This is a genomic window from Amycolatopsis lurida (assembly GCF_900105055.1).
Classification (GTDB): domain Bacteria; phylum Actinomycetota; class Actinomycetes; order Mycobacteriales; family Pseudonocardiaceae; genus Amycolatopsis; species Amycolatopsis lurida.
In genome coordinates this window covers 5857043-5881066 of record NZ_FNTA01000004.1, presented here as the reverse complement: position 1 = coordinate 5881066, position 24024 = coordinate 5857043, and the positions used below count along the sequence as shown (strand labels likewise).

Annotated in this window: 25 protein-coding genes; 15 read left to right on the top strand and 10 right to left on the bottom strand. The window is 69.4% G+C overall.

Translation table 11 applies throughout. The annotated features are described in order from the left end of the window. Positions 1-318 precede the first annotated feature (318 nt). Together BLW75_RS33380 and BLW75_RS33375 are read left to right on the top strand one after the other, a co-directional pair. A complete protein-coding gene (locus BLW75_RS33380) occupies positions 319-867 on the top strand; it encodes a cysteine dioxygenase (RefSeq protein ID WP_034315514.1) in 549 nt (182 codons plus the stop codon). Then, positions 864-1259 (top strand): rhodanese-like domain-containing protein, encoded by a 396-nt coding sequence (locus BLW75_RS33375; RefSeq protein ID WP_034315512.1) that lies wholly within the window; start codon positions 864-866, stop codon positions 1257-1259. The genes BLW75_RS33380 and BLW75_RS33375 overlap by 4 nt, the downstream gene beginning before the upstream one ends. Here the strand turns inward: BLW75_RS33375 and BLW75_RS33370 are convergent. The 4 genes from BLW75_RS33370 to BLW75_RS33355 all read right to left on the bottom strand — a co-directional run bounded on the left by BLW75_RS33370 (position 1256) and on the right by BLW75_RS33355 (position 4054). Then, positions 1256-2089, bottom strand: a complete 834-nt coding sequence (locus tag BLW75_RS33370; RefSeq protein ID WP_034315510.1) for a hypothetical protein — start codon at positions 2087-2089, stop codon at positions 1256-1258. The genes BLW75_RS33375 and BLW75_RS33370 overlap by 4 nt on opposite strands. Before the next feature lie 74 nt (positions 2090-2163). After that, positions 2164-2793, bottom strand: a complete 630-nt coding sequence (locus BLW75_RS33365) for a hypothetical protein (RefSeq protein WP_034315506.1) — start codon at positions 2791-2793, stop codon at positions 2164-2166. A 16-nt stretch (positions 2794-2809) separates the two neighbouring features. Beyond that, positions 2810-3175 carry a hypothetical protein gene (locus BLW75_RS33360; protein WP_034315504.1) on the bottom strand — a complete coding sequence of 122 codons (366 nt, stop codon included), beginning with the start codon at positions 3173-3175 and terminating at the stop codon, positions 2810-2812. 21 nt (positions 3176-3196) lie between these two features. After that, positions 3197-4054, bottom strand: coding sequence for a hypothetical protein (locus BLW75_RS33355; RefSeq protein WP_034315610.1), 858 nt, complete (start codon positions 4052-4054; stop codon positions 3197-3199). 318 nt (positions 4055-4372) lie between these two features. On the opposite strand from BLW75_RS33355, the gene BLW75_RS33350 reads away from it, so the two are divergent. Then, complete coding sequence (locus BLW75_RS33350; RefSeq protein WP_034315502.1) at positions 4373-4567, top strand: hypothetical protein; 195 nt, start codon at positions 4373-4375, stop codon at positions 4565-4567. Between the two features lies 1 nt (position 4568). Here the strand turns inward: BLW75_RS33350 and glgP are convergent, their stop codons facing one another. Continuing rightward, positions 4569-7109: an alpha-glucan family phosphorylase gene (gene glgP, locus BLW75_RS33345; protein WP_034315499.1), complete on the bottom strand. Its 2541-nt coding sequence runs from the start codon at positions 7107-7109 to the stop codon at positions 4569-4571. A 144-nt stretch (positions 7110-7253) separates the two neighbouring features. Here glgP and BLW75_RS33340 point away from each other — a divergent pair, with 144 nt between their 5' ends. After that, positions 7254-8717 (top strand): neutral zinc metallopeptidase, encoded by a 1464-nt coding sequence (locus tag BLW75_RS33340; RefSeq protein WP_034315608.1) that lies wholly within the window; start codon positions 7254-7256, stop codon positions 8715-8717. A 61-nt stretch (positions 8718-8778) separates the two neighbouring features. On the opposite strand, the gene BLW75_RS33335 is transcribed toward BLW75_RS33340, so the two are convergent. Next, positions 8779-9750, bottom strand: coding sequence for a tetratricopeptide repeat protein (locus BLW75_RS33335; protein ID WP_034315497.1), 972 nt, complete (start codon positions 9748-9750; stop codon positions 8779-8781). Between the two features lie 97 nt (positions 9751-9847). Here BLW75_RS33335 and BLW75_RS33330 point away from each other — a divergent pair, with 97 nt between their 5' ends. Then, complete coding sequence (locus tag BLW75_RS33330) at positions 9848-10264, top strand: hypothetical protein (protein WP_034315495.1); 417 nt, start codon at positions 9848-9850, stop codon at positions 10262-10264. A 1-nt stretch (position 10265) separates the two neighbouring features. Here the strand turns inward: BLW75_RS33330 and BLW75_RS33325 are convergent, their stop codons facing one another. Further along, positions 10266-10565, bottom strand: a complete 300-nt coding sequence (locus BLW75_RS33325) for a thiamine-binding protein (RefSeq protein WP_005167823.1) — start codon at positions 10563-10565, stop codon at positions 10266-10268. A gap of 262 nt (positions 10566-10827) precedes the next feature. On the opposite strand from BLW75_RS33325, the gene BLW75_RS33320 reads away from it, so the two are divergent. Next, complete coding sequence (locus BLW75_RS33320; RefSeq protein ID WP_034315493.1) at positions 10828-11328, top strand: MarR family winged helix-turn-helix transcriptional regulator; 501 nt, start codon at positions 10828-10830, stop codon at positions 11326-11328. Between the two features lie 65 nt (positions 11329-11393). On the opposite strand, the gene BLW75_RS33315 is transcribed toward BLW75_RS33320, so the two are convergent. Together BLW75_RS33315 and BLW75_RS33310 are read right to left on the bottom strand one after the other, a co-directional pair. Then, positions 11394-11759: a DUF3817 domain-containing protein gene (locus BLW75_RS33315; RefSeq protein WP_034315490.1), complete on the bottom strand. Its 366-nt coding sequence runs from the start codon at positions 11757-11759 to the stop codon at positions 11394-11396. A gap of 203 nt (positions 11760-11962) precedes the next feature. Next, positions 11963-14350 carry a GH92 family glycosyl hydrolase gene (locus tag BLW75_RS33310; RefSeq protein WP_034315487.1) on the bottom strand — a complete coding sequence of 796 codons (2388 nt, stop codon included), beginning with the start codon at positions 14348-14350 and terminating at the stop codon, positions 11963-11965. A gap of 264 nt (positions 14351-14614) precedes the next feature. Between BLW75_RS33310 and BLW75_RS33305 the strand changes: the two genes are divergently transcribed. Genes BLW75_RS33305 through BLW75_RS33285 form a run of 5 tightly spaced genes read left to right on the top strand, consistent with a single transcriptional unit; the run spans position 14615 to position 19490 of the window. Next, positions 14615-15601, top strand: coding sequence for a LacI family DNA-binding transcriptional regulator (locus tag BLW75_RS33305; RefSeq protein ID WP_034315485.1), 987 nt, complete (start codon positions 14615-14617; stop codon positions 15599-15601). Next, positions 15598-16653, top strand: a complete 1056-nt coding sequence (locus tag BLW75_RS33300; protein ID WP_034315483.1) for a class I mannose-6-phosphate isomerase — start codon at positions 15598-15600, stop codon at positions 16651-16653. Before BLW75_RS33305 ends, BLW75_RS33300 begins: the two co-directional genes overlap by 4 nt. Next, positions 16650-17414: an ATP-binding cassette domain-containing protein gene (locus BLW75_RS33295; protein WP_034315480.1), complete on the top strand. Its 765-nt coding sequence runs from the start codon at positions 16650-16652 to the stop codon at positions 17412-17414. The genes BLW75_RS33300 and BLW75_RS33295 overlap by 4 nt, the downstream gene beginning before the upstream one ends. After that, positions 17411-18472 carry an ABC transporter permease gene (locus BLW75_RS33290; protein WP_073848166.1) on the top strand — a complete coding sequence of 354 codons (1062 nt, stop codon included), beginning with the start codon at positions 17411-17413 and terminating at the stop codon, positions 18470-18472. Before BLW75_RS33295 ends, BLW75_RS33290 begins: the two co-directional genes overlap by 4 nt. A 28-nt stretch (positions 18473-18500) precedes the next feature. After that, positions 18501-19490: an ABC transporter substrate-binding protein gene (locus BLW75_RS33285; protein WP_034315477.1), complete on the top strand. Its 990-nt coding sequence runs from the start codon at positions 18501-18503 to the stop codon at positions 19488-19490. Positions 19491-19554: 64 nt separating this feature from the next. Here BLW75_RS33285 and BLW75_RS33280 read toward each other — a convergent pair whose 3' ends face one another. Continuing rightward, on the bottom strand, positions 19555-20034 hold the full coding sequence (locus BLW75_RS33280) for a hypothetical protein (protein ID WP_241783756.1): 480 nt from the start codon (positions 20032-20034) through the stop codon (positions 19555-19557). 71 nt (positions 20035-20105) lie between these two features. Here BLW75_RS33280 and BLW75_RS33275 point away from each other — a divergent pair, with 71 nt between their 5' ends. From BLW75_RS33275 to BLW75_RS33260, 4 genes are read left to right on the top strand one after another with little or no spacing between them, the layout of a single operon-like run. Continuing rightward, on the top strand, positions 20106-21152 hold the full coding sequence (locus tag BLW75_RS33275) for a sensor histidine kinase (protein ID WP_034315471.1): 1047 nt from the start codon (positions 20106-20108) through the stop codon (positions 21150-21152). Continuing rightward, on the top strand, positions 21149-21919 hold the full coding sequence (locus BLW75_RS33270; RefSeq protein ID WP_034315468.1) for a LytR/AlgR family response regulator transcription factor: 771 nt from the start codon (positions 21149-21151) through the stop codon (positions 21917-21919). The genes BLW75_RS33275 and BLW75_RS33270 overlap by 4 nt, the downstream gene beginning before the upstream one ends. Next, the gene (locus BLW75_RS33265; protein ID WP_034315466.1) at positions 21916-22263 is read left to right on the top strand and encodes a membrane protein; all 348 of its coding nucleotides are present in this window, start codon (positions 21916-21918) and stop codon (positions 22261-22263) included. The genes BLW75_RS33270 and BLW75_RS33265 overlap by 4 nt, the downstream gene beginning before the upstream one ends. Beyond that, the gene (locus tag BLW75_RS33260; protein WP_034315465.1) at positions 22263-23996 is read left to right on the top strand and encodes a sodium/solute symporter; all 1734 of its coding nucleotides are present in this window, start codon (positions 22263-22265) and stop codon (positions 23994-23996) included. Before BLW75_RS33265 ends, BLW75_RS33260 begins: the two co-directional genes overlap by 1 nt. Positions 23997-24024 lie beyond the last annotated feature (28 nt).

The following is a 24024-nucleotide window of genomic DNA, read 5'->3' as shown; positions in this document are numbered from 1 at the left end:
GCGCCCATTGTGTCCGCACTCGCGCGCGTGTGTGCACCGGGCCGCCGGTCGCGGGAAAGCGGCTGGTCCAGGAAGTGGGACGGAGCGACCCCGGGCAGGACACTGTGGCACCATCGGCGACGTGATCAGGTCCGTGTCCGCCGCCTTCCCCGTCATCGGGGGCTCTTTCTGGCGTCGCCGGGCCATCGATCTGCTCCTCGTCGCCTCGTGCGGGTGTACCACCGCGCGACACGGCTGAGTCCCCTCTTCCGACGGCACCCGTGTCGCGCCGCGCTCGGCCCTGCTTCCGCGCCCGCGAACCTCACGAGGAGCCTCTCCGTGACCACGTCCATCACGCCCCGCCAGGACTTCGAGATCCACCCGCAGCTGACCGACCCGCTGCTCCCCGAACTGCTGCACCCCGACCGCCTGCTCTGGACGCCCCGAGAACTGGCCGAGCTGACCTCCACGGTCACCACCGAGCTGACCTCGGGCCTGCGCGGCCTGCTGCGCTTCGACCCGGACCACCGCTGGTGGGCGCGCCTCGCGCTGACCGACGGCGTCGAACTGTGGCTGCTGTCGTGGCTGCCCGGCCAGCGCACCAAACCGCACGACCACGGCGGCGCGTCCGGTTCGTTCACCGTGCTGCAGGGTGAGATCGGCGAGGAGTACCGCTATCCCGGCGGCCCGGTCCGGCGCCGCACCCACGTCGCGGGCGAGGGCATCGGCTTCGGCGCGGGACGCGCGCACCAGGTGACCGGCATCGGCACCGAGCCCGCCGCCAGCGTCCACGCCTACTCGCCGCCGCTGGTCGCGACCCGCGAATACGCCACGCTCGCCGACGTTCCCGCCGAGATCCCCTCGCTGGCCCCGATACTGGGCCGATGAGCGCTATCGACACGCTGCTGGCGTCCGCCCGGTCCGGACTGGACCGGGCGGCACCCGAGCAGGCCCTGCGGCTGCAACGGGACGGCGCCCTCATCGTGGACATCCGCCCGCAGGTCAACCGGGCCGAAGAGGGCGAGATCCCCGGCTCGGTGATCGTCGAGCGGATCCACCTCGAGTGGCGGCTCGCGCCGGACAGCGAATGGCGGCTGCCGCAGGTGAAACCGGACTCGACGGTGATCGTCGTGTGCAACGAGGGGTACTCGTCGAGCCTCGCCGCCGCCGACCTGCAGCGGCTCGGCCTGCCGGGTGCCACCGACCTCGAAGGCGGGTTCCGGGCCTGGCGTTCGGCGGGGCTCCCGGTCCGGGAAGGCGGTACACCCGCCGTTCCCTAGCGGCGGACCGCGAGCCTGGCGACCGACTCCGGGGAAAGCGGGAGCGCGGCGTGGATCCCGGTGCCTCGCGTCGGCCTGGGGTTGACCAGCACGCCGGTCGCCGCGGCACGGCGGGCGGCCGCGAGCACGACCTCGCGGCCGGTCCGGTGCCGGATCCGGCCCCAGCCCGCGCCGGTGACCGCGCGGTACTCGGCCAGCAACCGCTCGTCGGTGAAGACGCAGAGCCAGTCGCCGTGCGCGCCGAGCCGGGCCGGGACCGGGGCGCCCGCCTCGTCCGCCGGGCCGCATACCGTGCCGTCGAGGAACATCCGCATGACCGAGGGAACGGGGTCGCGGGGAGCACCGCCGGTCGGTTCCCGCTCCGGACGGACGTTCTCGGCGATCCACCGCGAAGCGAGCCTGAAGTCTTCGCCGGTGAGATCCTCCTGGAAACCGTCGAGGCTGTTCTTGACGCTCCCCAGGAAGTCGTAGAACCGGCGGGTGCAGGTCCGCTCGGAGACCGGCACCCGGCCGCGGTCGACCATGGTCCTGATCCGGCCGACCATGCCCGCCCCGCCGTGCACCTGGTCCACGCCGAGGTTGTAGGCGGTCCAGACGATCTCGGGCATGAGTGGGTCGGCGAACCGTTCGAGCACCCGGTTCAGGCGCAGAAGAACGATTTCGCGCACCCGGCCGGGCTCGGCGTCCTCGGCGATCCCCCAGATACCCCGCAGTTCCGGCCCCAGCGCGTGGTGCAGCCCGTCCTGCCGGATCCCGGCTCGGGCGTGGACATGGTGCAGCCGGTCCTTGGCTCTGCGCGACGTTTTCGTTTCCTTAGCCGAAGCCACCATTCCTCCGCCATTCGGATCGGCCGGCAAAGTCTATTTCACCTGGCCGTTCCGCATTGTCCGGCGGAAATCGAAGATCAGGGGTTTCCTTTGTTCGCCACCGGCTTGACAAACCAGAATCGCCATACGTCGTCGCTGAGTCCCTGCAGCCGCCGGTCGAATTCGACCGGATCGGCGAGGAGAAGAGCCGGCGCCAGCCCAGTCTGCCCGGGGGCGGTGTCAGGAGGCGGTGAAATCGGCTTCACGGCACGCGAAGGCCGCGATTCCCGCACCGCTCGCCGGTCGACCTCACCGAGCACCGTCTTCAGCGCGGCCAGATCCCTGCCCACTTCGGTGAGCGTGGCGGCGGCCCGTGCCGCCGCCTCGGTCCGCTGGGCGGCCAGTCTCCGGATGAGCGACGGATCCGAGGTGTCCCGCGCGGTCCTGGTCAGCTGTTCCAGGACGGCGACGAAATCGTCCAGCGCCCGCGCGGCGCGGGCATGCTCCTCCGCCACCATCCGGCACCGGGCGACCAGCTCCGTCCGGCGGCCCAGATACGCGTCGTGTCCAGGGCCGGACCAGCCATGAGGATCGATCTGGCGCACCTCGACGGCCTGGTCCTCCAACGACCGGGAAACCGCTCGCAAGCGTTCCGCCTCGCTTCGGAGCACGCTGACCGTCCCCGCCGTCCAGGGCGCACTCGGCCCGTCCGGGTCTTCCGGGTTCATCGTCCGTCCACTTCGCTCAGCCGAGAACGGCCTGGATGGTGCCGGCGTTCCCTGCGTCGAAGGCGACGGCCCGCCGAGTAAGGCTTTGGGCGGCTTCGATCAGCGAGACCTTCTCGATCGCTTCTTCTTCGCCGTTCCGGTAATCGCGCGCGGCCTTGCCCAGCCGGTCACCGAGGCGCCGCACGTCCTCGGCGAGCACGGTGACACTGTGCGCGGAAGCCACCTGGAAGCTCTCCAGCGCCGCCACGAGCACGGGATCCCCCGCTTCGCTCGCCGTGGCCTTGAACTTCAGCGCCGGTTGCCTGGTGATCATCTCGGTGATGTCGTGGAGCCGGTCGCCCGACCGGCTCAACTCGTCGGGAACGGCCTCGAAATCGATCATGTCCGGTGTCCTCGTCTCGGGTCAGCATTCACGGGCCAGCCGGTCGATCTCCTCCGGCGGGAGGGGCAGCGTGGCATCGGCCCCCGCTCCCAGCACCGGACTCGGATCGATCAGGATCCCGGTCGGGAAGATCCGGCCCGCCGCCGTCCGCACGACGTCACGGCCCGTCCACCGGCCGATCCGGGCCCAGTCCGCACCGGTGGACTCGCGATAGGTGGCCAGGAGCCTTTCTCCGGTGAAGACGCACAGCCACTCGCCCCGGGTGCCGAGCTTCGCCGCGAGCGGTACCCCGGCACCGTCCGCGGGTCCGTGGACAGGGCCGTCGAGGAACATCTTCAGGACCGGTTCCATCGGCGACCGCAGCCTTCGGATGGCGGTGGACAGCCCGCTCGCGACCGCGGCCGGTCGCGGCGCACCGGGCCGGCTGTTCGCGGCCAGCCAGCGCGAAGCCCGGGCGAGATCCTCGTCGGTGATCGGGCTCTGCCCGGCACTCAAGCTCTTCACGACGGCCGGCAGGAAGATGTCGTTGAACCGGCGGGCGCAGGTGCGGACACTGCATTCGACGCCGCCTTGGCCGACCAGTCTTTCGAGCCGCCGGACGACGCCGCTTTCCTCGCCGGGCGAAGCCGCGCCGAGGTTGTACGCGGTCCAGACGATCACGGGCATTTCGGGTTTCGGGAACTGGTCCAATACCCGGTTCAACCGCAGGAGCACGATCTCCCGCACGCGTGACGCCTCGGCGTCTTCCGCGATACCCCAGCGTTCGAGCAGCTCCGGGCCCATCACCGCGGCGAGCCCGTCCTGCCAGATGCCGTTGCGCTTGTGGATGCCGAGCACGCTGTCCTCGGGTTTCTTTCTTTTCCTCGCCGAAGTCACTATTCCTCCCCTGCGCGACCTCAAGGACGAAGAGCCTAGGCGATCACAATATGCCGCACGAATCACCCCCGGCGCCCGACAAAAGGGCTTTCACCTGCACTTTTGCCAATTCATGGACACCATCGGACGCGCTTTCGCCTTTTGTTTGCCACCGACTTGACAAGGGCCGAGGATGACCAATCCGTGGCAAAACGAAAACCGTACGTACGTCTCCTGACCACTTTCTGGCCAAGGTCCGGCAGGGGCTGCGCGAAGACGATCACGCCGCTTAGCGTCGAAGCGACAGCCGCTGGTCGAGCGGCCGGGAATCAGGAGTACGGAATGGAACTCGTCGTGATCGCCGGACTGGCGATACTGCTCGGCGCCGGAGCGGGCTGGCTCGTTTCGGCACGCTGGCATCAGCGTCGCCAGGCGGAACTCGTCCACTTCGCCCAGGCATGGGAATACGCGCGGTACGCCGGATACGTCTCGGCGCACCGGTACCCGCAGGGGACCGGTGCGCCGTTCCTGAGGTGAATCAGGCGTGGACGACCCTGGCCAGTTCCGCCGGGGAGGCCAGCAGCCGGTGTTTCGGCAGGACGCGGACGGTGTAACCGATGGAGCCGGGATGCGGCAGTTTCAACCGCGCCGCGAACGCGCCGATCCCGTCGCCCGACATCGGAACGGTGACGGGGTCGCTCAGTTCGTCCCCGTCACCCACCTTCCCGACGACGGCCTGGACGTCCACTTCGGACGGTTCGAGACCGGCGAGGTCGATCCGCGCCCGGATGGTCACCTCGGTGCCGGTGACCATCGGCGCGGAGTCCTCGACGAGCAGTTCGGTGTCGAAGATCCGCACCCGAGGCCAGGAGACGTCCAATTTGGTCCGGTAGTCGGCCAGCGACAGCGCGCCGCGGTACCCGTCACCGATGGCCTCCGCGACCATCCGCGAGGCGGGCAGATAACCCGACTCGACGTACTCCCGCACCATCCGCGCGGCCTGCACGCGCGGCCCGAGGGTCTCCAGCGTGTGCCAGACCATCGACATCCAGCCGCCGGGCACACCGTCGGCGCCGCGGTCGTAGAACAGCGGCGCGATCTGGTGGCCCAGCAGGTCGTAGAGCGCCGCGGCCTCCAGCTCGTCGCGGCGCAGCGGGTCGGTGACGCCGTCCGCGGTCGGGATCGCCCAGCCGTTGCTGCCGTCGTAGCACTCGTCCCACCAGCCGTCGCGGATGGACAGGTTGAGGCCGCCGTTGAGCGCGGACTTCATCCCCGAGGTGCCGCACGCCTCCAGCTGCCGCACCGGCGTGTTCAGCCAGACGTCGCAGCCGCGGTAGAGGTAGCGCGCCATGGACATGTCGTAGTCCGGCAGGAAGACGATGCGGCGCCGGACCTCGGGATCGTCGACGAACCGGACGATCTGCTGGATCAGCTGCTTGCCGCCCTCGTCGGCCGGATGCGACTTGCCCGCGACGACGAGCTGGATCGGGCGCCGCTCGTCCAGCAGCAGCGCGCGCAGGCGCTCCGGATCGCGCAGCATCAGCGTGAGCCGCTTGTACGTCGGCACCCGGCGCGCGAAGCCGACGGTCAGCACGTCCGGATCGAAGACCGTGTCGGTCCACCCGAGTTCGAGCGCGGACGCGCCGCGCTGCATCCACGCGGCCCGCACCCGGCGCCGCACCTCGGCGACCAGCTTCTCGCGCAGTTCCCGCCGCAGCGCCCACAACTGCTCGTCGCTGACGCCGTCCCGCAGCGGCTTGCCCTGCGCGCCGTCGAGACCCAGCTCCTCGTGGTTGCGCCCGAGCAGCGCGCTCAGCTCGCGGGCCACCCAGGTCGGCCCGTGGACGCCGTTGGTGACCGACGAGACGGGCACCTCGTCGAAGTCGAATCCGGGCCACAGCCGCGAGAACATCCGCCGCGACACCCGGCCGTGCAGCGCGGAGACGCCGTTCGCGCGCTGGGCGAGCCGCAGGCCCATATGCGCCATGTTGAACAGGCCGGGGTTGTCCTCCGCGCCGAGCGCCAGCACGCGGCGCGGGTCGACGTCCGGGACCAGCCTGCCGTCGGTGAAATACCGCTGGACGAGGTCGACGGGAAACCGGTCGATCCCGGCGCTGACCGGGGTGTGCGTGGTGAACACGGTGCCGGCGCGGACGGCGGGCAGCGCCTCGTCGAACGCCAGCCCGTCGGCCTGGATGATCTCGCGGGCACGTTCCAGCCCGAGGAATCCGGCGTGGCCTTCGTTGGTGTGGAACACCTTCGGCTGCGGATGCCCGGTCAGCTCGCAGTAGCGCCGCACCGCGCGGAAACCGCCGATCCCGGCCAGGATCTCCTGGCGGATGCGGTGGTCGGCGTCGCCGCCGTACAGCCGGTCGGTGACCGCGCGCAGGTCTTCGTCGTTGGCCTCGGTGTCGGTGTCCAGGAGCAGCAGCGGGATCCGGCCGACGCGGGCCTTCCAGATCTGGGCGTGCAACGTGCGCCCGGCGGGCATCGCGACGTCGACCAGCACCGGCTTGCCGCCGTCGGTCACGAGTTCCAGCGGGAAGGCGTTCGGATCGATCACCGGGTAGTGCTCGACCTGCCAGCCGTCGAGCGACAGCGCCTGCCGGAAGTACCCGGCGCGGTAGAGCAGCCCGACACCGACCATCGGCACGCCGAGGTCCGACGCCGCTTTGAGGTGGTCCCCGGCGAGCACGCCGAGGCCGCCGGAGTAGTTCGGCAGCGCCTCGGTGACCCCGAATTCCATCGAGAAGTACGCGACGGCGGGCGGGAGGTCCGCGTCGTCCTGCTTCTGGTACCAGCGCGGCTCGGCGAGATAGCGCTCCAGGTCGGCGACGGCCTCGCGCGCGTGGGCGAGGAAGGCGTCGTCGACGGCGAGTTCGTCGAGCCGGGCCGGGGGCAGGGCGGTGAGCATCCGCAGCGGGTCGCGGACGCGGTTGAACAGCTCCGCGTCCATCGACGCGAACAGGTCACGCGTGGGCGGATGCCAGGTCCAGCGCAGATTCGTGGCGAGGTCACCGAGGCCGGAGAGCGACTCCGGCAGGCTCGCGCGGACGGTGAACCGGCGGACTGCTCTCATGAAGAGCGACCATATCGGCACGGCCCCCGCCCCGCTCAAGACCCACTTCGGGGATTACCTGCACGCGGGCCATAAGCGCTGGGTAGGGTCCCTGCTTGCCGAAGTACGCGGCCCGGTCGGGGCCCTGACGACAAGCGAGTGAACATGATCCAAGGGGGAGCGCGGGGCTTCAAACGCCCGGCTCTGATCGCGGTCGCGACGGTGCTGGCCCTCGGGCTGAGCGCCTGCGCCGACAAGGGCGGCTCGACCGGTCAGCAGGGCAGCCAGCCGGGCGCCGGTGACATCGCCGGTCTGCCGGTCACGCATTTCGAGAGCGGGCTGAAACCGGGCGCGCCCAAGCCGGACTTGCAGGTCCGCAACGAGGACGGCTCCGAGGACGACCAGCTCGCCATCGCCGCCATCGCCGACGCGCAGGCCTACTGGACCGAGGTCATGCCGCGTGACTTCGGCCAGCCGTACGAGCCGCTGAAGTCGCTGCTGTCCTACAGCGCGAAGACCGACGACGAAGAGACCGAATGCGGGAGCGTCAAGAAGCTCGTCAACGCGTTCTACTGCCCACCGGGTGACCTGGTGGCGTGGGACCGCGGCGTGCTGCTGCCCATGCTGCGCGAACGGTTCGGGAAGATGGCGGGCGCCGTCGTGCTCGCCCACGAACTCGGGCACGCCGTGCAGTACCGGCTCGGCGAGAAGGCCAGCATCAAGAAGAACACCCCGTCGATCGTCAAGGAGCAGCAGGCCGACTGCTTCGCCGGCGGCTACTTCCGCTGGGTCGCCGAGGACAAGAGCAAGTTCTACCGCGTCTCCACGTCCGAAGGCCTCAACCAGGTCATGGCGTCGCTGTTCCTGATCCGCGACCAGGCGGGCACCAGCGCGACCAAACAGGGCGCGCACGGAACGGCGTTCGACCGCACGTACGCGTTCCAGGTCGGGTTCGAGAAGGGCCCGAAGGAATGCGCGGCGATGAACGAGGAGAACATCAAGGCGCGCATCACCGAGCGCCCGTTCGACAAGGGTGACAAGGGCAAGGGCGACGAGAAACTCGACGCCGAGATCATCGGGATCCTGAAGAAGAGCCTCGACGAGGCCTTCAAGGGCGCCGGCGTCCCCGGCCCGGAGATCACCGAGGACGGCAACGGCAGCTGCCCCGGCGGCCCGAGCACCCCGCCCGCGTCGTACTGCCCGTCGAACAACACCGTCAGCATCGACATGGCCAAGCTGCGCGAACTCGCCCAGCCGGTCGACCAGCAGGCGGAATGGGAAAGCGGGCACAGCGAGGGCAAGGGCGACTTCGCCGCGTTCTCGGAAATCGCGTCCCGGTACGCGATGGGCATCCAGAAGGGTGTCGGCGCGTCGATCGACAACGCGAACGCGGGACTGCGCACCGCCTGTCTGGTCGGCGCGTGGGCGAAAGCCAGCACAGTGCCCGGCGCGACGCTGCGGCTCTCGGCCGGTGACCTCGACGAGGCCATCTCGGACCTGCTGAGCCCGGAAAGCCTCGTCTCGGCCGACGTCAACGGCAAGCGCGTGGACAACGGTTTCGAACGGGTCGAGGCCCTGCGGAAGGGCTACCTGGAGAGTTCGGCGGTCTGCTCGACCCAGTACGGCTGATCGGTGGGCTCGTGAGTGGTAAGGACGGTTCTAACCGTCCTTACCACTCACGAGGCTTGTGTCAGTACAGAGCGCTCGCCAGATCCCGCCGCGCCTTCATGACGCGCTCGTCCGCCGAGTCGAACAGGTCGAACAGCGCCACCAGGTGCTCCCGCACCTTGTTGCGCTCGTCGCCCGCGGTCCGCCGCACGACGGCGATCAGCCGCGCGAAGCCCGCCTCGGGCTGCTGCCCCGCGACTTCGAGGTCCGCGGCGGCCAGCTGGGCGTCGAGGTCGGCGGGGTTCGCGTCGGCCTTCGCGATCGCGTCCGGGCCCGCGGCCTCGGCTCGGGCGGTGAACTTCACCTGCGCGAGCGCGGTCTTGGCCTCTTCGTTCGCGGGCTCGACGTCGAGGATGCGCTCGTAGGCCGCCTGCGCCGCGGCGAAGTCACCGCGTTCGAAGGCCTCCTCGGCCTCGGTGAACCGCGGGTCCTCCGGCACCTCGACACCGCCGCCGTTCTGCTCGGCGGCCTTGATGCCCGGCAGCCGGTCACGCAGCGCGTCGAGCAGCGAACCGAGCCACTTGCGGATCTCGGGTTCGGGCAGGGCACCCGAGAACGCGTCGACCGGCTGGCCGCCGCCGATGGCGATGACCGTCGGGATGGACTGCGCGCCGAAGAGCTGCGCGATACGCGGGTTGGCGTCGACGTCCACCTTCGCGAGCACCCAGGCACCACCGGACTCGGCGGCGAGGCGCTCCAGCACCGGGCTGAGCTGTTTACACGGGCCGCACCATTCGGCCCACAGGTCGACGACCACCAGCTGCTGCAAGGAGCGCTCGACGACTTCGGCTTGGAACGTCGCCTCGGTGACGTCGATCACGGCACCCGCCGTGGCCGGGCCGCTCGGCGCGGCGCCGTCCGCGGGCCGCGGCGGGGCAGGAGGCTGTTTCTGAGGCGCCTCGGCACGCGCCTTGAGCGCGGAAAGGTCGACCGCGCCGGAAAGCGCGGCGGAAAGGGCCGCCGTCTTCGATGCTGATCCGCGTGGGTGTGTCACGGTTCCATCCTGGCACGCATCCCCGAGCGTTTCACCGCATGCCCCCGGCTGCCCGCTTGGCAGGACGGTCACGTTCCGGCAGGCTCGCCACGAGGGGGTGATCGACATTCCGACACGCAGGACGGCCACGGTGGCCGTCGCGATCGCCGGTGCCATCGTCTGGGTGAGCGTCATCACGGTGCTGATCGCCCATCAACCCGACCCCGGTGTCGCCAGTCCAGGGCAACTCCGGGAGGGCCTCACCACCGCGCTCAACGAACACGATGTCGAGGCCCTCTCCGAACTCATCGACTATCCGCCCGCGTCGGCGGGCGACTTCGCGAAGTCCTATATCGACGCCCTGACCGAACGCGGCGCCCACGACGTCACGGTGAAGTTCGCCCCGGACGATCTCGCGCCGACGTCGGCGACCGTCAGCGGGAAACTGGGCGACGGCAGCTCCTTCGGCTATCCGGTGGCCATCGCGGTCAAGGACAAGCTGTGGCTGGTGTCGTTCACCCCGCCGCTCCCCTGACTCATTCGCTCAGGTGCTTCTCGACGCGCTCCACCTTCGCGGTCAGCTGCCCTTCGTAACCCGGCCGGATGTCGGCCTTGAGCACGAGCCCGACCCGCGACGAACCCTCGCCCGCGGCCTCGACGGCCCGCTTCACGACGTCCATCACTTCGTCCCACGAACCCTCGATGTTCGTGAACATGGCGTTGGTGGAGTTCGGCAGGCCCGACTCGCGGACCACTTTCACCGCGCGGGCGACCGCCTCGCTGACACCGCCGTCCTCCTCGGCCGCGGACGGGCTGACACTGAAGGCCACGATCATCTTCTGCTCCTCGTTCAGCTCCTAGAGGCGGAGCTGGGATTTCGTCCGGGAAGTGACCCTACGCGTGAACCCGCCACGGCCGTAGGCCCCGCTATCGCGGTGGCAGGGCGCCTTCACACCGTCGCGACCTGAAAGACCAGGTCGCGCCCTGCCGACGTCGATCGCGGACGCGGGTTCACCTACTGACATTCAGACGCTTTTCCCACGCATAACACCCGGTGGTGCGGCATGGCACGGGTACCCGCTGGTAACTTCGAGCGCCATGAGCCGTCCGTTGCCGTTCGACCCGATCGCCCGCGCGGCGCAGCTGTGGGAGGCCCGTATCGGGCCGTCCGAGACCATGGCCGCGGTGACCGGGATCATGCGCGTGCAACAGATCATCCAGTCCGCGGTGGACGGTGCGCTCAAACCCCACGGGCTCACCTTCGCCCGGTACGAGGCGCTGGTGTTGCTGACCTTCGCCCGCGCGTCCCACCTGCCGATGCGCGTGATGGGCGAGCGGCTGCAACTGCATCCGACGAGCGTCACCAACATCGTCGACAGGCTGGAGAAGGACGGCCTGGTCAAGCGTGTGCCGCATCCGACCGACCGCCGGACGACGCTGGTCGAGATCACCGACGAAGGCCGCGTACGCCGCGAAGAGGCCACGAAAGCGGTCACCGAAATCGACTTCGGGCTGACCGGGCTCACCGGCAAGCAGACCGAGCAGCTGACCGACCTGCTCACCAAGGTCCGCAAGGCCACCGGCGACTTCACCGAATAGCGCGTGAAGGCCCCCTTCCCTCGGCTGAGCCGAGGGAAGGGGGCCTTCACGCGCTTAAGAGGAGATCAGGCGGCGGCGGTTTCCGGGGTCTTGGCGAACAGGCCGACCCCACCGTGCGACAGCCGCTGCGGGCCGTCCAGCTTGCCGTTGCGCAGCGCCCAGGACTCGAACAGCCAGGTGAACAGCGGCGGGATGCTGGAGAGCAGCGCGAGGATCAGGGTCTTCGGGCGCCAGCCGAGCGGCTTCGCCACGGACAGGGAGACCAGCACGTAGAGGACGAAGACGACGCCGTGCACCATGCCGAGGACGGGAACGCCGCCCTCGCCGAGCTTGACGGCGTACTTGAGGAACATCCCGACCAGCAGCCCGGCCCACGAGAGGGCTTCGGCTACCGCGGCCACGCGGAATACTAGAGCGGCCTTGCTGGACACTTTCTCCTCCTGTGGGGTCTCACCACTATGCGTACACACATGACTACGTCCGACGAGCACTGTCCAAGGCGGACTCGCCAAGAACGTCAACAGCGCTGTCGGACGTGGTAATACCAGTGTGAGGCGTGACGGCCCTCACCGGAACACCGGGGGCCGTGATGCTGCTCACGACCCCCGGTACGAACCGGTCTAAACCACTCGGATCACCCCGCGCAGGGCGATTTCGGCGCCCCTTCCGGACCGGTCGCCCAGGTCGCCTTCGCCGGGTCGTCGGTGAGCTTGAAGTCCAAAGTGGTCCCTCGCGTCAACTGTTCCAACCCGACGTACGCCCGCTGCGAACCGGTTCCCAATCCTTGGACGTACTGGAGCTTCGACCCGTCGGCGCCGTCGGCCTTGATCGTGATGTCACGGCCGTTCTCCAGACGCACCACCGACTTCTCGAACCGCGGCGCGTTGAGCACGAACTCCCCGGTGCCCGGCATCGCCGGATACAGGCCCAGCGCGCTGAAGACGTACCACGCGGACATGGTCCCGAGGTCGTCGTTGCCGGTGACACCGTTCGGCGCGTTGGTGAACAACGTGTGCGCCGCGCGGACGACGGCGGAGGTCTTCCACGGCTGCCCGGTCAGGGTGTACATCCAGGGCGAGTGCAGGTCCGGCTCGTTGTTCGGGTTGTAGCGGAACTGGTTGTAGTAGTTGTACGGGCCGACGACCCATTCCTCGCGCACGGTCTTCGCCGGGTCCTTGACCAGATCCCCGTAGGCGAAGAAGTCGTCGAGCCGCTTGCCGACGTTCTCCTTGCCGCCCATCCGCTCGACGAGCCCGGGGACGTCTTGCTGGGTCAGCCATTGGTACTGCCATGACGTGCCCTCGTGGAACCCGTCCTGGCTCTGCGGGTCGAACGGCTTCCTCGCCGGGCTGAACCACTCGCCGCCTTCGAGCTTGGGACGGTAGAACCCGGTGAAGCCACGATCGGTCACCGACGAGTCCCACAGCGTGCGATAGCTGCGTCCCTTGTCCGCCAAGGCCTTCGCGTCGTCCTTCTTGCCGAGCCCGGCGGCCATGATCGACAGCGAGCAGTCCGCGAGCGCGTATTCCAGCGTGGCCGAAGCGCCGTGGTGCGGGTCGGTGTCCTGCCCCTTCTTCGGGAAGTCCTTGTCGTACTGGACGAACCCGTCCTTCTGGTAGCTCGCGTTACCCGAGCGGCCCTGGAACGGCGAAGACGCGGGCGGGATCTCGCGCGAGTTCTGCAGAAGTGCCTGGTATGCCCTGAACTCCTGCCCGGACAGCGCGCCGAACCGCCACAGGTCGACCAGGAACGGGGTGACCGGATCGCCGGTCATCGTGTTCGTCTCCTGGTTCGCGTACGCCCAGCGCGGCAGCCAGCCACCCTGGTCGTGGATGGCGAGCACGGACTTCGCGACGTCCTTCGCCCGAGCCGGCCTCAAGAGCGCGAGCAGCTGGTTCTGCGTGCGGTAGGTGTCCCACAACGAGAAGAACTCGTAGTAGGTCCAGCCCAGCGCCCGGTGGATCTTGTCGTCGAACCCGCGGTACCGTCCGTCGGCGTCGTTGCCGGTCAGCGGCTGCAGCAGCGCGTGGTAGAGCGAGGTGTAGAACACCGTGCGGTCGTCCTTCGTACCGCCCTTGATGTCCACTGAGGACAGTTCCTTGCGCCAGGCACGCTGGGCGCCGTCGCGGACCGCGTCGAACGAACGGCCCTTCTCGGACGCCAGGTTCAGCCGGGCGCCGAAAGCGTCCACATGGGAGATCGCGGTCGTCGCGGTGACCTGACCTCCGCCGAAGGTCAGCCAGGCACCGCGCAGTCCCTCACCGCCCGCGGACTCCTTCGAGCCCGGAGTGCCACCCGTCGGCGACCAGGTGCCGAAGGATTTGAACGGCTTGTCGAACGTCGTGGTGAACCAGGTCTTGTACGGCTTCCCGCCGCAGAACGCCTGCGACTCCACCATGCCTTCGATCGTCCGATCGCCGACGACCCGGATCTGGCTCGCCGTCACCGGTTCCTTGTCGTTGGCCTGGCCGACGTTGACGAAAACGTTTGCGTCGCCCGCTTTCGTGAAGGTGTACCGCTCGACGCCGGTCCGCGTGGTCGCGGTGGTCTCCGCGTCGACGCCGCCGTAACCGGTGAGCCGTACCTTGTAGTAGCCGGGCTTGCCGACCTCGCCCTCGTGTGTGTACGGCGAGGCGTACTTCTTGTGGTCGAACGTCTCGGGTTTCGTGGTGTCGAACGCCGCGCCGGGCCCGACCGCGCCGGTGGTGGGCAGGGACGACACGAGGCCACCCTGCTCCCAGCAGCCCGCGCCGGACAGGAAGAAATGCCCGAAGCCGCGGATCGCGGTGTCGTCGTAGCGGTAGCCGGCGTAATGCGAGGAGATCGGGCTGACCTGCGTCATCCCGAAAGGAGCCGAAGCGCCGGGGAAGGTGTTGCCGTCGTCCTTGGTGCCGATGAAGGTGTTGACCGCGTCCACAGGGTCGCCACCGGGTGCCGCCGCCGCGACGGGCGTGACCAGCCCAGCGGGGACGACAAGCGCGGTGAGCAACCCGGCGACGCGGATCGAGGTGCGTGCAGGCATGGGAAAGGCCGCCTCCTGACAACGTTGTCGCTGCCTGCTCACCTTCGACAAGAACGGACCACCTGGTCAAGAGGTCCGTCAAACCCTGTCCGATTCCGGACAGCGACCCGCGTGGGCCGTAACGGTTCGAACTCGGAAAACGGGCCGAGGACGAATCGGGCATTGACATCGCCGCGCCGCTGGCGTTCAATTCCCGCCACTATGACAACGTTGTCTTCCAGCGGACCGGACAACGGCCACCGCACCACCGGCCGACGGGCCACGATGAGTGACGTGGCCCGGCTCGCGGGCGTGAGCATCAAAACCGTCTCGCGAGTGGTGAACGACGAGCCCGCCGTCCATCCGGACACCGCGGAGCGCGTCATGGCGGCGATCGAGCAGCTCGGGTTCCGGCGCAACCTCGGCGCGCGGAACCTGCGGCGCGGCTCGACGACCGGGACGATCGGCCTGATCGTCGAGGACGTCGGAAACCCCTTCTACTCCGAGCTCAACCGGGCCGTCGAACGCATCGCGACCTCGTTCGGCCGCCAGGTGCTGACCGGTTCGTCGGAGGAGAACTCCGACCGTGAACGCGAACTGGTGCTGGAGTTCTGCTCCCGCCGCGTCGACGGCATCCTCGTCGTCCCGGCCGGGATGCAGCACGGCTACCTGGTCCCCGAGATGCGCGCGGGCACGCCCGTGGTGTTCCTCGACCGGCCCGCCGGCGACATCGTGGCCGACACGGTGCTGGTCGACAACATCGGCGGCACCGTCGAAGCGGTCGCCCAGCTGGCGAAACACGGCCACCGCCGGATCGCGTTCCTCGCCGACAGCCCGGACATCTTCACCGCGGGCGAACGCCTGCGCGGCTTCCGCGAAGGCTGTGTCCGCAATGGAATCCCCTACGACGAGCACCTCGTCGTGATGCGGACGCCGACCGCCGAGAGCGTCGGCGACGCCGTGAAGCGGCTGCTCACCGGGCCGAATCCGGCCACCGCCGTGATCGCGGGCAACAACCGGGTCGCCGTCCACCTGCTGCGCGCGCTGGCGCACGCGGAGCGGCGTCCCGCGATGATCAGCTTCGACGACTTCGAGCTGGCGGATCTGCTGGATCCGCCGGTCTCCGTGATCGCGCACGACGTGAGCGCACTGGGCCGGGCGGCCGCGGAACTGCTGTTCGCCCGGGTCCAGGGAGATCAATCCGCACCGAGAAAGGTAGTTCTGCCCGTGCATCTCGTAGCCCGCGGTTCCGGGGAGGTCGCCCCTTCATGAGCGGCCACCTCGAACCGATCCGCCTGCCGGCGAACCAGCCGCCGCAGTTCTACCGCGGCGGCGACGCCATCGCCGCGTTGCGGGGCGCTTCCTCCGAGTCCAAGTACGGCCCGGAGGACTGGGTCGGCTCGGCCACCACGATGTTCGGCCAGGAGACCAACGGCCTGACCAAGCTGCCCAGCGGGGTCTGGCTGCGCGACGCCGTCCGCGAGAACCCGTCCGCCTGGCTCGGCGCCAAACACGTCGAGGCGCTCGGCGACTCGACCGGCCTGCTGGTGAAGCTGCTCGACGCGGGCCAGCGCCTGCCGGTGCACTTCCACCCGTCGGACTCGTTCGCGAAGCGGCACTTCGATTCACACTTCGGCAAGACCGAGGCGTGGATCGTGGTCGGCACCTACGGCGACGACCCGCGCGTCTACCCGGGATTCAAGGAGACCGTCGACAAAGCGACGGTCAACGAATGGGCCCGCACGCAGGACGCGCCCGCGATGCTCGGGGCGCTGAACAGCGTCGCGGTCACCCCCGGCGACACGGTCTACATCCCGGCGGGCCTGCCGCACGCGATCGGCGAAGGCGTGTTCGTCGTCGAACTCCAGCAGCCGACCGACTTCTCGCTGACCCTGGAATGGCGGGACTTCCTGGCGAACCCGGAGAAGGCGCACCTCGGAATCGGGTTCGAGACCGCCATCGAAACCCTGGACACCTCGGGCTGGGACGAAGAGCGGCTCGGCTCGATCGTCAAGCGCACCGCGGGCGACGAAGCGTCCACTGTGGACCTTCTCGCCGACGGCAGCGACGCGTTCTTCCGTGCCGACCAGCTGCGCCCCGGCCTTTCCGGTAGGTCGACAACGTTGTCACTCGATCCATCGTTCGCGGTGCTGGTCGTCATGGACGGTTCGGGGACACTCCGGACCGAACAGGGCGGCGAGTACGCGCTGCGCAAGGGCGAGACGTACGTGGTCCCGCACGACGCCGGTCAGTCCACTGTGGAGGGCGACGTCACCGTCATCCGCTGCCGGCCGCCCGCACCCGAGAAGAGGGAGCGATCGTGAGCGAACTCCTGCTCGACGCACAGAACCTGGTCAAGCGCTACGGCTCGGTGGAGGCGCTGCGAGGCGCATCCTTCCAGGCGCGGGCCGGTGAGGTCACCGCGCTGATCGGCGACAACGGCGCCGGGAAGTCCACTTTGGTCAAATGCCTTTCCGGCGCGGAGCAGCCGACATCGGGGAAGATCCTGCTCGATGGTTCCGAGGTGGTGCTGGACTCCCCCACCACGGCACGGCGGAGGGGGATCGAGACGGTGTACCAGGACCTCGCGGTCGCACCGGAACTCGACCCGGCCGCGAACCTGTTCCTGGGCAGGGAGATCCACCGCAAGGGGATCCTCGGCAAGCTCGGGATGCTGGACAAGAAGGAGATGAAACGCCAGGCCGTGGAGGAGTTCCAGCGGCTCGGCGTGACCCTGCAGAGCACCGACGTCCCGATCGGCTCGCTTTCGGGCGGGCAGCGGCAGAGTGTCGCCGTCGCGCGGTCGGTCGTCTGGGCGTCGAAGGTCGTGTTCATGGACGAGCCGACGGCCGCGCTCGGCGTCGTGCAGCGCGAACGCGTGCTCGACGTGATCAAGAAGGTGCGGGACAAGGGCATCGCCGTCGTGCTGATCAGCCACAACATGCCCGAGGTGCTGTCGGTGGCCGACCGCATCGAGGTGCTGCGGCTCGGCAAACGCGTCGCCCGGTTCACCGGCGACGGCACGAAACTGGAAGACCTGGTCGCCGCGATGACGGGCGCCCTCGTACAAGAGGAGGCGGCGTGACCGTGTCCACTCCGACGAAGAACGGCCCCGAGATCCAGACCTCGGTGGACGGTGGGTTCGGCAAACGGTCGATCGGGCAGCGGCTGATCGGGGCGAACACGTTCTGGATCGCGCTGGTGCTGCTGGCGCTGATCATCGTGTTCACCGCGATCGCGCCCGCCGAGTTCGCGACGCTGTTCACCTTCCAGACCCTGCTCATCGAGACCTCGGTGCTGCTGGTGCTCTCGGTCGGCATGACGTTCGTGATCATCACGTCCGGGATCGACCTCTCGGTCGGTTCGGTACTGATCTTCGCGGGCATGGTGGCCGGCAAGACGATGGAGGCGCTGAGCCCGGACGGTGACGCCACCAAGGCGGGCTGGGGCGTCATCACCGCCGGGCTCGTGGCGGCGGTCGTCGCGGGCACGATCTGGGGGCTCATCAACGGTTTCCTGATCGCGGTGGCGAACATCCCGCCGCTGATCGTCACGCTCGGCACGATGGGTGCCGCGCTCGGCGCCGCGTACCTGCTGAACAACGGGTCCGACGTGCGCAGCGTGCCGACCGAGCTCAACAAGACGCTCGGCTACGGGACTTCGTTCGGCGGCGTGCCGAATCTGGTGCTGGTGGCCGTGGTGATCACGCTGATCGGCGCGTGGCTGTTGCACACCACCAAATTCGGCCGCTACACCTACGCCGTCGGCTCCAACGCCGAGGGCGCGCGCCGGGCGGGTATCGGGGTGACCGCGCATCTGCTGAAGGTGTACACGCTCACCGGTTTCCTCGCCGGTGTCGCCGGTTTCCTCTCGCTGGCGTACTACGCGTCGACGACCATTTCGGCGCACACCACCGACAACCTCAACGCCATCGCCGCCACGGTGATGGGCGGCACGAGTCTCTTCGGCGGTGTCGGATCGGTGCTGGGCACGGTGATCGGCGTGTTCATCCCGGCCGTGCTGAAGAAGGGCTTCAACATCACGCAGGTCCAAGACTTCTGGCAGATGATCGCGGTCGGCGCGGTGCTGATCGCCGCGGTCTGGTTCGACCAGCGGCGCCGTCGTCGCCGCAACTCTCGCTGATCCCTACGCACAAAGAGGTGCTATCCCCATGAAGAAGACCCTGCTCGCCGCCGGTGCCGCCGTTTCCGCGGCCCTCCTGCTGACCGCGTGCGGCGGTGGCACCGTCGGCGAGGCGCCGTCGGGCGATTCCGGCGCCAAGACCAACAACAAGAAGCTGTCGCTGATCCCGGGTGTGCAGGCCGAGCCGTTCTACATCTCGATGCAGTGCGGCGCACAGGAAGAGGCCAAGAAGGCGGGCTACGAGCTCACCACGCAGGCGCCGCAGAAGTTCGACGCGGCCATGCAGACCCAGCTGGTCAACGCGCTGGGCTCCAACCCGCCCGCCGCGCTGCTCATCGCGCCGACCGACGCGCAGGCGATGCTCGCGCCGATCCAGCAGGTCAAGACCCGCGGCGCCAAGATCATCGAGGTCGACACCGCGCTGAAGGACACCAGTGTCGCGGAGTCGTCCATTTCGTCGGACAACGCCGAGGGCGGCAAGCTCGCCGCGAAGACCATGGCGGAACTGGCCGCGGGCAAGACCGGCTCGGTGCTGGTGCTCGACACCATCGCGGGCACCTCGACCACCAACACCCGCGCGAAGGGCTTCGAGGACGAACTGAAGAACCACCCCAACCTGAAGTCGGCCGGGGTGCAGTTCACCCAGAACGAGCCCGACCAGGCCGCGTCCAAGGTGACCGCCGCGCTGGCGTCGACCCCGGACCTGATCGGCATCTTCGCGACCAACCTCAACACCGGTGAGGGCGCCGCGACCGGCCTGCGTAACGCGGGCAAGATCGGCGCGGTCAACCTGATCGGCTTCGACGCGTCGCCGTCGGAGATCGAAGGCCTGAAGAAGGGCGAGTACCAGGGCCTCATCGCGCAGGACCCGGCCGCCATCGGGCAGCAGGGCGTGCAGCAGGCCATCGCGGCGCTGGAGGGCAAGCCGGTGACCCGGAACCTGACCGCTTCGCTGCACTCCATCACCAAGGCGAACATGGACGCGAACGCGCAGTACTTCTACAAGCAGAGCTGCTGACGCCCTCGTGAGTGGTAAGGACGGTTCTAACCGTCCTTACCACTCACGAGACCGGACCGACGGCTCACGCCAGCTCCACGCGCGTCGTGCCCGGCGCGAACCGCTCCAACGCTCCGTACAGCCGGGCGCCACCGCCCAGGTGCCCCAGCGCGTACCTGTACTCGCCATCCTCAAGCAGCGCTTCGGGCCCCGAGCCGGTCCAGTCGAGCCGGTAGTGCCACCAGTGCATCCACCGGCCCACGCGCCGCTTCTCCCGATACACCCGCAGCCGGGTCACCTCGGTCCACCGGACCTCGAACACGCCCGGCACCGCGATCCCCGCGGCGGAGATCACCAGCGAGCCCGCCGACTTCCGCAGAGCGAGCAGGATCAGCCCCGCGAAGGCCATGCTGAGCAGGCTGAACACCACCCCGGAAACCGAGCGGGAGAACAGCGACAGCACGACGGCCACCAGGCCGCCGCCGCCGAACACCACGAACCCGGCCCACGCGACCCGGCGCATCACGACGTCCAGCCGGAGCACCACGGCATCCCCAGTGACCATGCCCGGAGCGTAACCGGCGAAACCACTCAGCGACGTTAGGATCTAGGCCCCGACGTCGTGGAGGAGGCCGGATGAGCACCCGTCTGCCCTGGCGTCCCGCCGCGAGCGTCGACCCGGTGCCGGTGCTCGTCGCCGCCCAGCGTGTCTCGGACGATCTCATGGACGGCCTGGCCGGACCCCGCGCCCGCCAGGCGGCGCACGGCCTCCGGCGGCTGTTCGGGGTCGCCGGGCTCGGTCTCGCCGACCTGTCCGGCTCGCTCGTCTGGTCCGGTCGCCCGGCGGCGGACGACGTTGTCGCCTCCGCGCTCGACGAGGTCCTCCACTCCGAGACGCCGGTGTCCGAACCCGGACTCCTGGCGCTGCCGCTGCATGTCCACGACGAACTGGCCGGGGTCCTCCTGGTCACCGACGGCAAGAACGCCGTCGCCCGCCAGGCCGCCGAACTCGTCGTCCACGCGCTCGAACGCGGCAGGCTGGAGGCCTCCGCCGAGCAGGCCGCGGAAGCCGAACTGCGCGCGCTGCGGGCCGAGATCTCGCCGCATTTCGTCTACAACGCACTCACCGTGATCTCCTCACTGGTCCGCTCCGACCCGGATCGCGCGCGCGACCTGATGCTCGACTTCGCCGAGTACACCCGCTACAGCCTCGCCCGGCACGGCGAGTACACGATGGTCGCCGAGGAGTTCCGCGCCATCGAGACGTATCTGGCCTTGCAGCGCGCGGTACTCGGCGAGCGGCTGCGGGTGCAGGTGCGCGTCGCGCCGGAGGTGCTGGCCGTCGCGGTGCCGTACCTCGTGCTGGAACCGCTGGTGGAGAACGCGATCCGGCACGGGATCGAGCCACGCGCCGAAGCGGGGTTCATCCAGGTTCAGGGAATGGCGGAAGGGAACGACTGCGTGATCAGCGTCGAGGACGACGGTGTCGGCATGGACCCCGCACGCGCGGCGGCGATCCTGGCCGGGCACGGCGACGACGGCGGCGTCGGATTGGCCAATGTGGACAGAAGGCTGCGCAGCGTCTACGGGCCGTGGTACGGCCTCACGGTCGAGACCGAGACCGGCGCGGGCACCAGGGTCGTGGTGCGCGTGCCCCGATTCCAGCCGGGGGTGCTGCCGTGACGAACGGGCTGCGGGTGCTGGCGGTCGACGACGTCCCGCCCGCCCTCGACGAGCTGTGCAGCCTGCTGCGCGAGGCACCGGAAGTCGCCGAGGTGGTCGCCGCCGGTGACGCCCTGAACGCGCTCAAGCTGTTGCAGGGCAGTCATTTCGACGCCGTCTTCCTAGACATCTCCATGCCGGGCCTCGACGGGCTCGAGCTCGCCTCGCTGCTGGCCCGGCTCAGCGAACCGCCGGTGATCGTGTTCGTCACCGCGCACGACGGGCACGCCGTGGCCGCGTACGGGATCGGCGCGGTCGACTACCTGCTCAAACCGGTCCGCGCGGAACGGCTGTCCGCCGCGCTGTCCAAAGTGGTCCGGATGGCGGGCAACCAGCCCGACGAGCCGAAGCCCGCGCCGGACGCGATGTCCGCGCTGCCGGTGGAATCCGGCGGGCGCACCCGGTACGTCCGCCGCGACGACGTCCAGTTCGTCGAAGCGCACGGCGACTACGTCCGGCTGCACACGAAATCCGGCGTCCACGTCACGCGGATGCCCATCTCCCGGCTCGAAGAGTATTGGGAGGGCACGGGATTCACCCGCGTGCACCGGGGTTTCCTCCTCGCCGTGGACGCCGTGCTCGAACTGCGCAGCGACACCACCGGCGGGCTGCTGGCGCATACGGAAGCGGGTGACGTACCGGTGAGCCGCCGCCACGCGCGCGACCTGCGCGACCGGCTGCTCGCCGCCGCGCAACGCGGCGAACTGGGCCGGGGAAGCCGGCCGTGAGCCGCGTCAAACGGGTGGCCGTCACCAGCCCGCAGACCCGGCTCGCGCATTCGCGGCGCCGTTCGCGCGGACGCTGGCGTGTCCCCCGGCTGGCCGCGGGCGACGCCGAACGCGCGGACGCGCTGTACCGGGCCCAGCGCCGCCGCGGGCTCCCCGCGCTGGCCGGGATGTTCGGGCTGGTCTTCGGGCTCCCGCTGGTGTTCGGGGTGTTCCCGGGGCTGGATTCGGTGCGGCTGCTGGGTATCCCGCTGTCCTGGCTGATGATCGCGATCCTCCCGTACCCGGCGATGGCGCTGCTGTCGTGGTGGCAGCTGCGCCGGGCGGAAAAGATCGAGGACGAGTAGTGGTCGCGGCGCTCTCGGTGGCCCCCGTCGTGCTGGTCACCCTGCTGATCGGGTTGCGCGGGGTCGCGGCCATGCGCACGACGTCGGATTTCCTCGTCGCCTCGCGCCGGATCTCGCCGCTGGTCAACTCCGCCGCGGTCTCCGGCGAATACCTGTCCGCGGCTTCGTTCCTCGGCGTGGCGGGGCTGGTGGTGAAGGACGGCATCGGCGCGCTCTGGTATCCGGTCGGGTTCACCGCCGGGTACATCGCGATGCTGGTGCTCGTGGCGGCGCCGATGCGGCGCTCCGGCGCGCTCACCGTCCCGGACTTCGCCGAGGCGCGGCTCGCCTCCCCCGCCCTGCGCCGCCTCGCCGCCGTCGTCGTCCTCGTGATCGGAACCCTTTACCTGGTCCCGCAATTCCGCACCGCGGGACTCGTGCTGACCGCCGTCGGCGGCACGCCGTACTGGGTCGGCGTGGTCATCGCGGGCGCCGCCGTCAGCGCGACGCTGGCGCTCGGCGGGATGCGCGCGGCGACCTACGTCCAGGCCTTCCAGTTCGTGCTGAAACTGGTGCTGTTCATCATTCCCGCGATCTGGCTGGTCTCCCAGGTCTCCCCGGCGCAGCGATCGGCTTCGGTGCATCCGGTGGAATTCACCCACTTCGCCCGCGACACCCAGCTGTCCTTCGAGATCGACGTGACGCTGACCCTGCGCAAGCCGACCACCTTGCTCACGCCGGAAAAACACGTCGTGCCACCGGGTGAGCTGGTCGCCAGGAGCGGCGAGACCCTGGAATTCGCCGAGGGCACCCCGGTTCCGGCCGTCCGGGGCGGTGCCCCGCTGGGCGGGCCGGACTGGCAACGGCCGCTGCTCGACCTCGGCGATCAGGGCTATCCGCTGCTCGGCACGTGGGCGATCCTGATCGCCACCATGCTCGGCACCATGGGCCTGCCGCACGTCCTGATGCGCTTCCACACCAGCCCGGACGGCCGCGCCGCCCGGCGCACCGCGGCGATCACGGTCGCCCTGCTCGGCGTCTTCTACTTGTTCCCAGGGGTTTACGGCGTCTTCGGCCGCGTGCTGGTGCCCGAACTGTACGTCTCGGGCGCGACGGACACGGTCGTCGTCGCGCTGCCGGCACAGATCGACGACGGCTGGGCGGGCTCGTTGTTCACCGGATTGCTGACGGCGGGCGCGTTCGCCGCGTTCCTGGCGACGTCGCTCGGGCTGCTGCTGGTGATCTCCGGCGCGGTCGCGCACGACCTGGCGCCCGGCGGCCTGCGGAGACTGCGCTGGTCGGTGCTCGGGGCGGCGGCGGTGATGGTCCTGCTCGCGTTGCCGTCGGCCAGATTGGACGCCGGCGTGCTCGTCACCTGGGGCTTCACCGTGGCCGCGTCGACGTTCTGCCCGTTGCTGGTACTCGGCATCTGGTGGAACCGGCTGACCGCCGCGGGCGCGATCAGCGGTGTCCTCGCCGGACTCGTCGCGTCTTCGGGCTCGATTCTCGTGGCCTTGTTCGTCCCGAGCCTGAGGGGCCTGCCCGCGATCCTCGTGTCGCAGCCCGCGCCGTGGTCGGTTCCGCTGGCATTCGGAGTAATGATCGTGGTTTCCTTGCGGGGCAGGCCTCCCGCCTGGTCGACGGCCGCCATGCTGCGGCTGCACTTGGACGATCGCACAGCCGAGACCCCTTCGTCGTGGTCGGACCACCGTTCGTCGACCGTTCGTCGTCTCGGCAGACGTTTGAACCGCTGAAGGTTCCGGTCTCCTTGACCTCTCCTTA

Bases quoted from the DNA above. Each gene is read 5' to 3' on its own strand.
- BLW75_RS33375 (WP_034315512.1), top strand. From the start codon at position 864: ATGAGCGCTATCGACACGCTGCTGGCGTCCGCCCGGTCCGGACTGGAC.
- BLW75_RS33370 (WP_034315510.1), bottom strand. From the start codon at position 2,089: ATGGTGGCTTCGGCTAAGGAAACGAAAACGTCGCGCAGAGCCAAGGAC.
- BLW75_RS33365 (WP_034315506.1), bottom strand. From the start codon at position 2,793: ATGAACCCGGAAGACCCGGACGGGCCGAGTGCGCCCTGGACGGCGGGG.
- BLW75_RS33360 (WP_034315504.1), bottom strand. From the start codon at position 3,175: ATGATCGATTTCGAGGCCGTTCCCGACGAGTTGAGCCGGTCGGGCGAC.
- BLW75_RS33350 (WP_034315502.1), top strand. From the start codon at position 4,373: ATGGAACTCGTCGTGATCGCCGGACTGGCGATACTGCTCGGCGCCGGA.
- glgP (WP_034315499.1), bottom strand. From the start codon at position 7,109: ATGAGAGCAGTCCGCCGGTTCACCGTCCGCGCGAGCCTGCCGGAGTCG.
- BLW75_RS33340 (WP_034315608.1), top strand. From the start codon at position 7,254: ATGATCCAAGGGGGAGCGCGGGGCTTCAAACGCCCGGCTCTGATCGCG.
- BLW75_RS33325 (WP_005167823.1), bottom strand. From the start codon at position 10,565: ATGATCGTGGCCTTCAGTGTCAGCCCGTCCGCGGCCGAGGAGGACGGC.
- BLW75_RS33320 (WP_034315493.1), top strand. From the start codon at position 10,828: ATGAGCCGTCCGTTGCCGTTCGACCCGATCGCCCGCGCGGCGCAGCTG.
- BLW75_RS33310 (WP_034315487.1), bottom strand. From the start codon at position 14,350: ATGCCTGCACGCACCTCGATCCGCGTCGCCGGGTTGCTCACCGCGCTT.
- BLW75_RS33305 (WP_034315485.1), top strand. From the start codon at position 14,615: ATGAGTGACGTGGCCCGGCTCGCGGGCGTGAGCATCAAAACCGTCTCG.
- BLW75_RS33300 (WP_034315483.1), top strand. From the start codon at position 15,598: ATGAGCGGCCACCTCGAACCGATCCGCCTGCCGGCGAACCAGCCGCCG.
- BLW75_RS33285 (WP_034315477.1), top strand. From the start codon at position 18,501: ATGAAGAAGACCCTGCTCGCCGCCGGTGCCGCCGTTTCCGCGGCCCTC.
- BLW75_RS33280 (WP_241783756.1), bottom strand. From the start codon at position 20,034: ATGGTCACTGGGGATGCCGTGGTGCTCCGGCTGGACGTCGTGATGCGC.
- BLW75_RS33275 (WP_034315471.1), top strand. From the start codon at position 20,106: ATGAGCACCCGTCTGCCCTGGCGTCCCGCCGCGAGCGTCGACCCGGTG.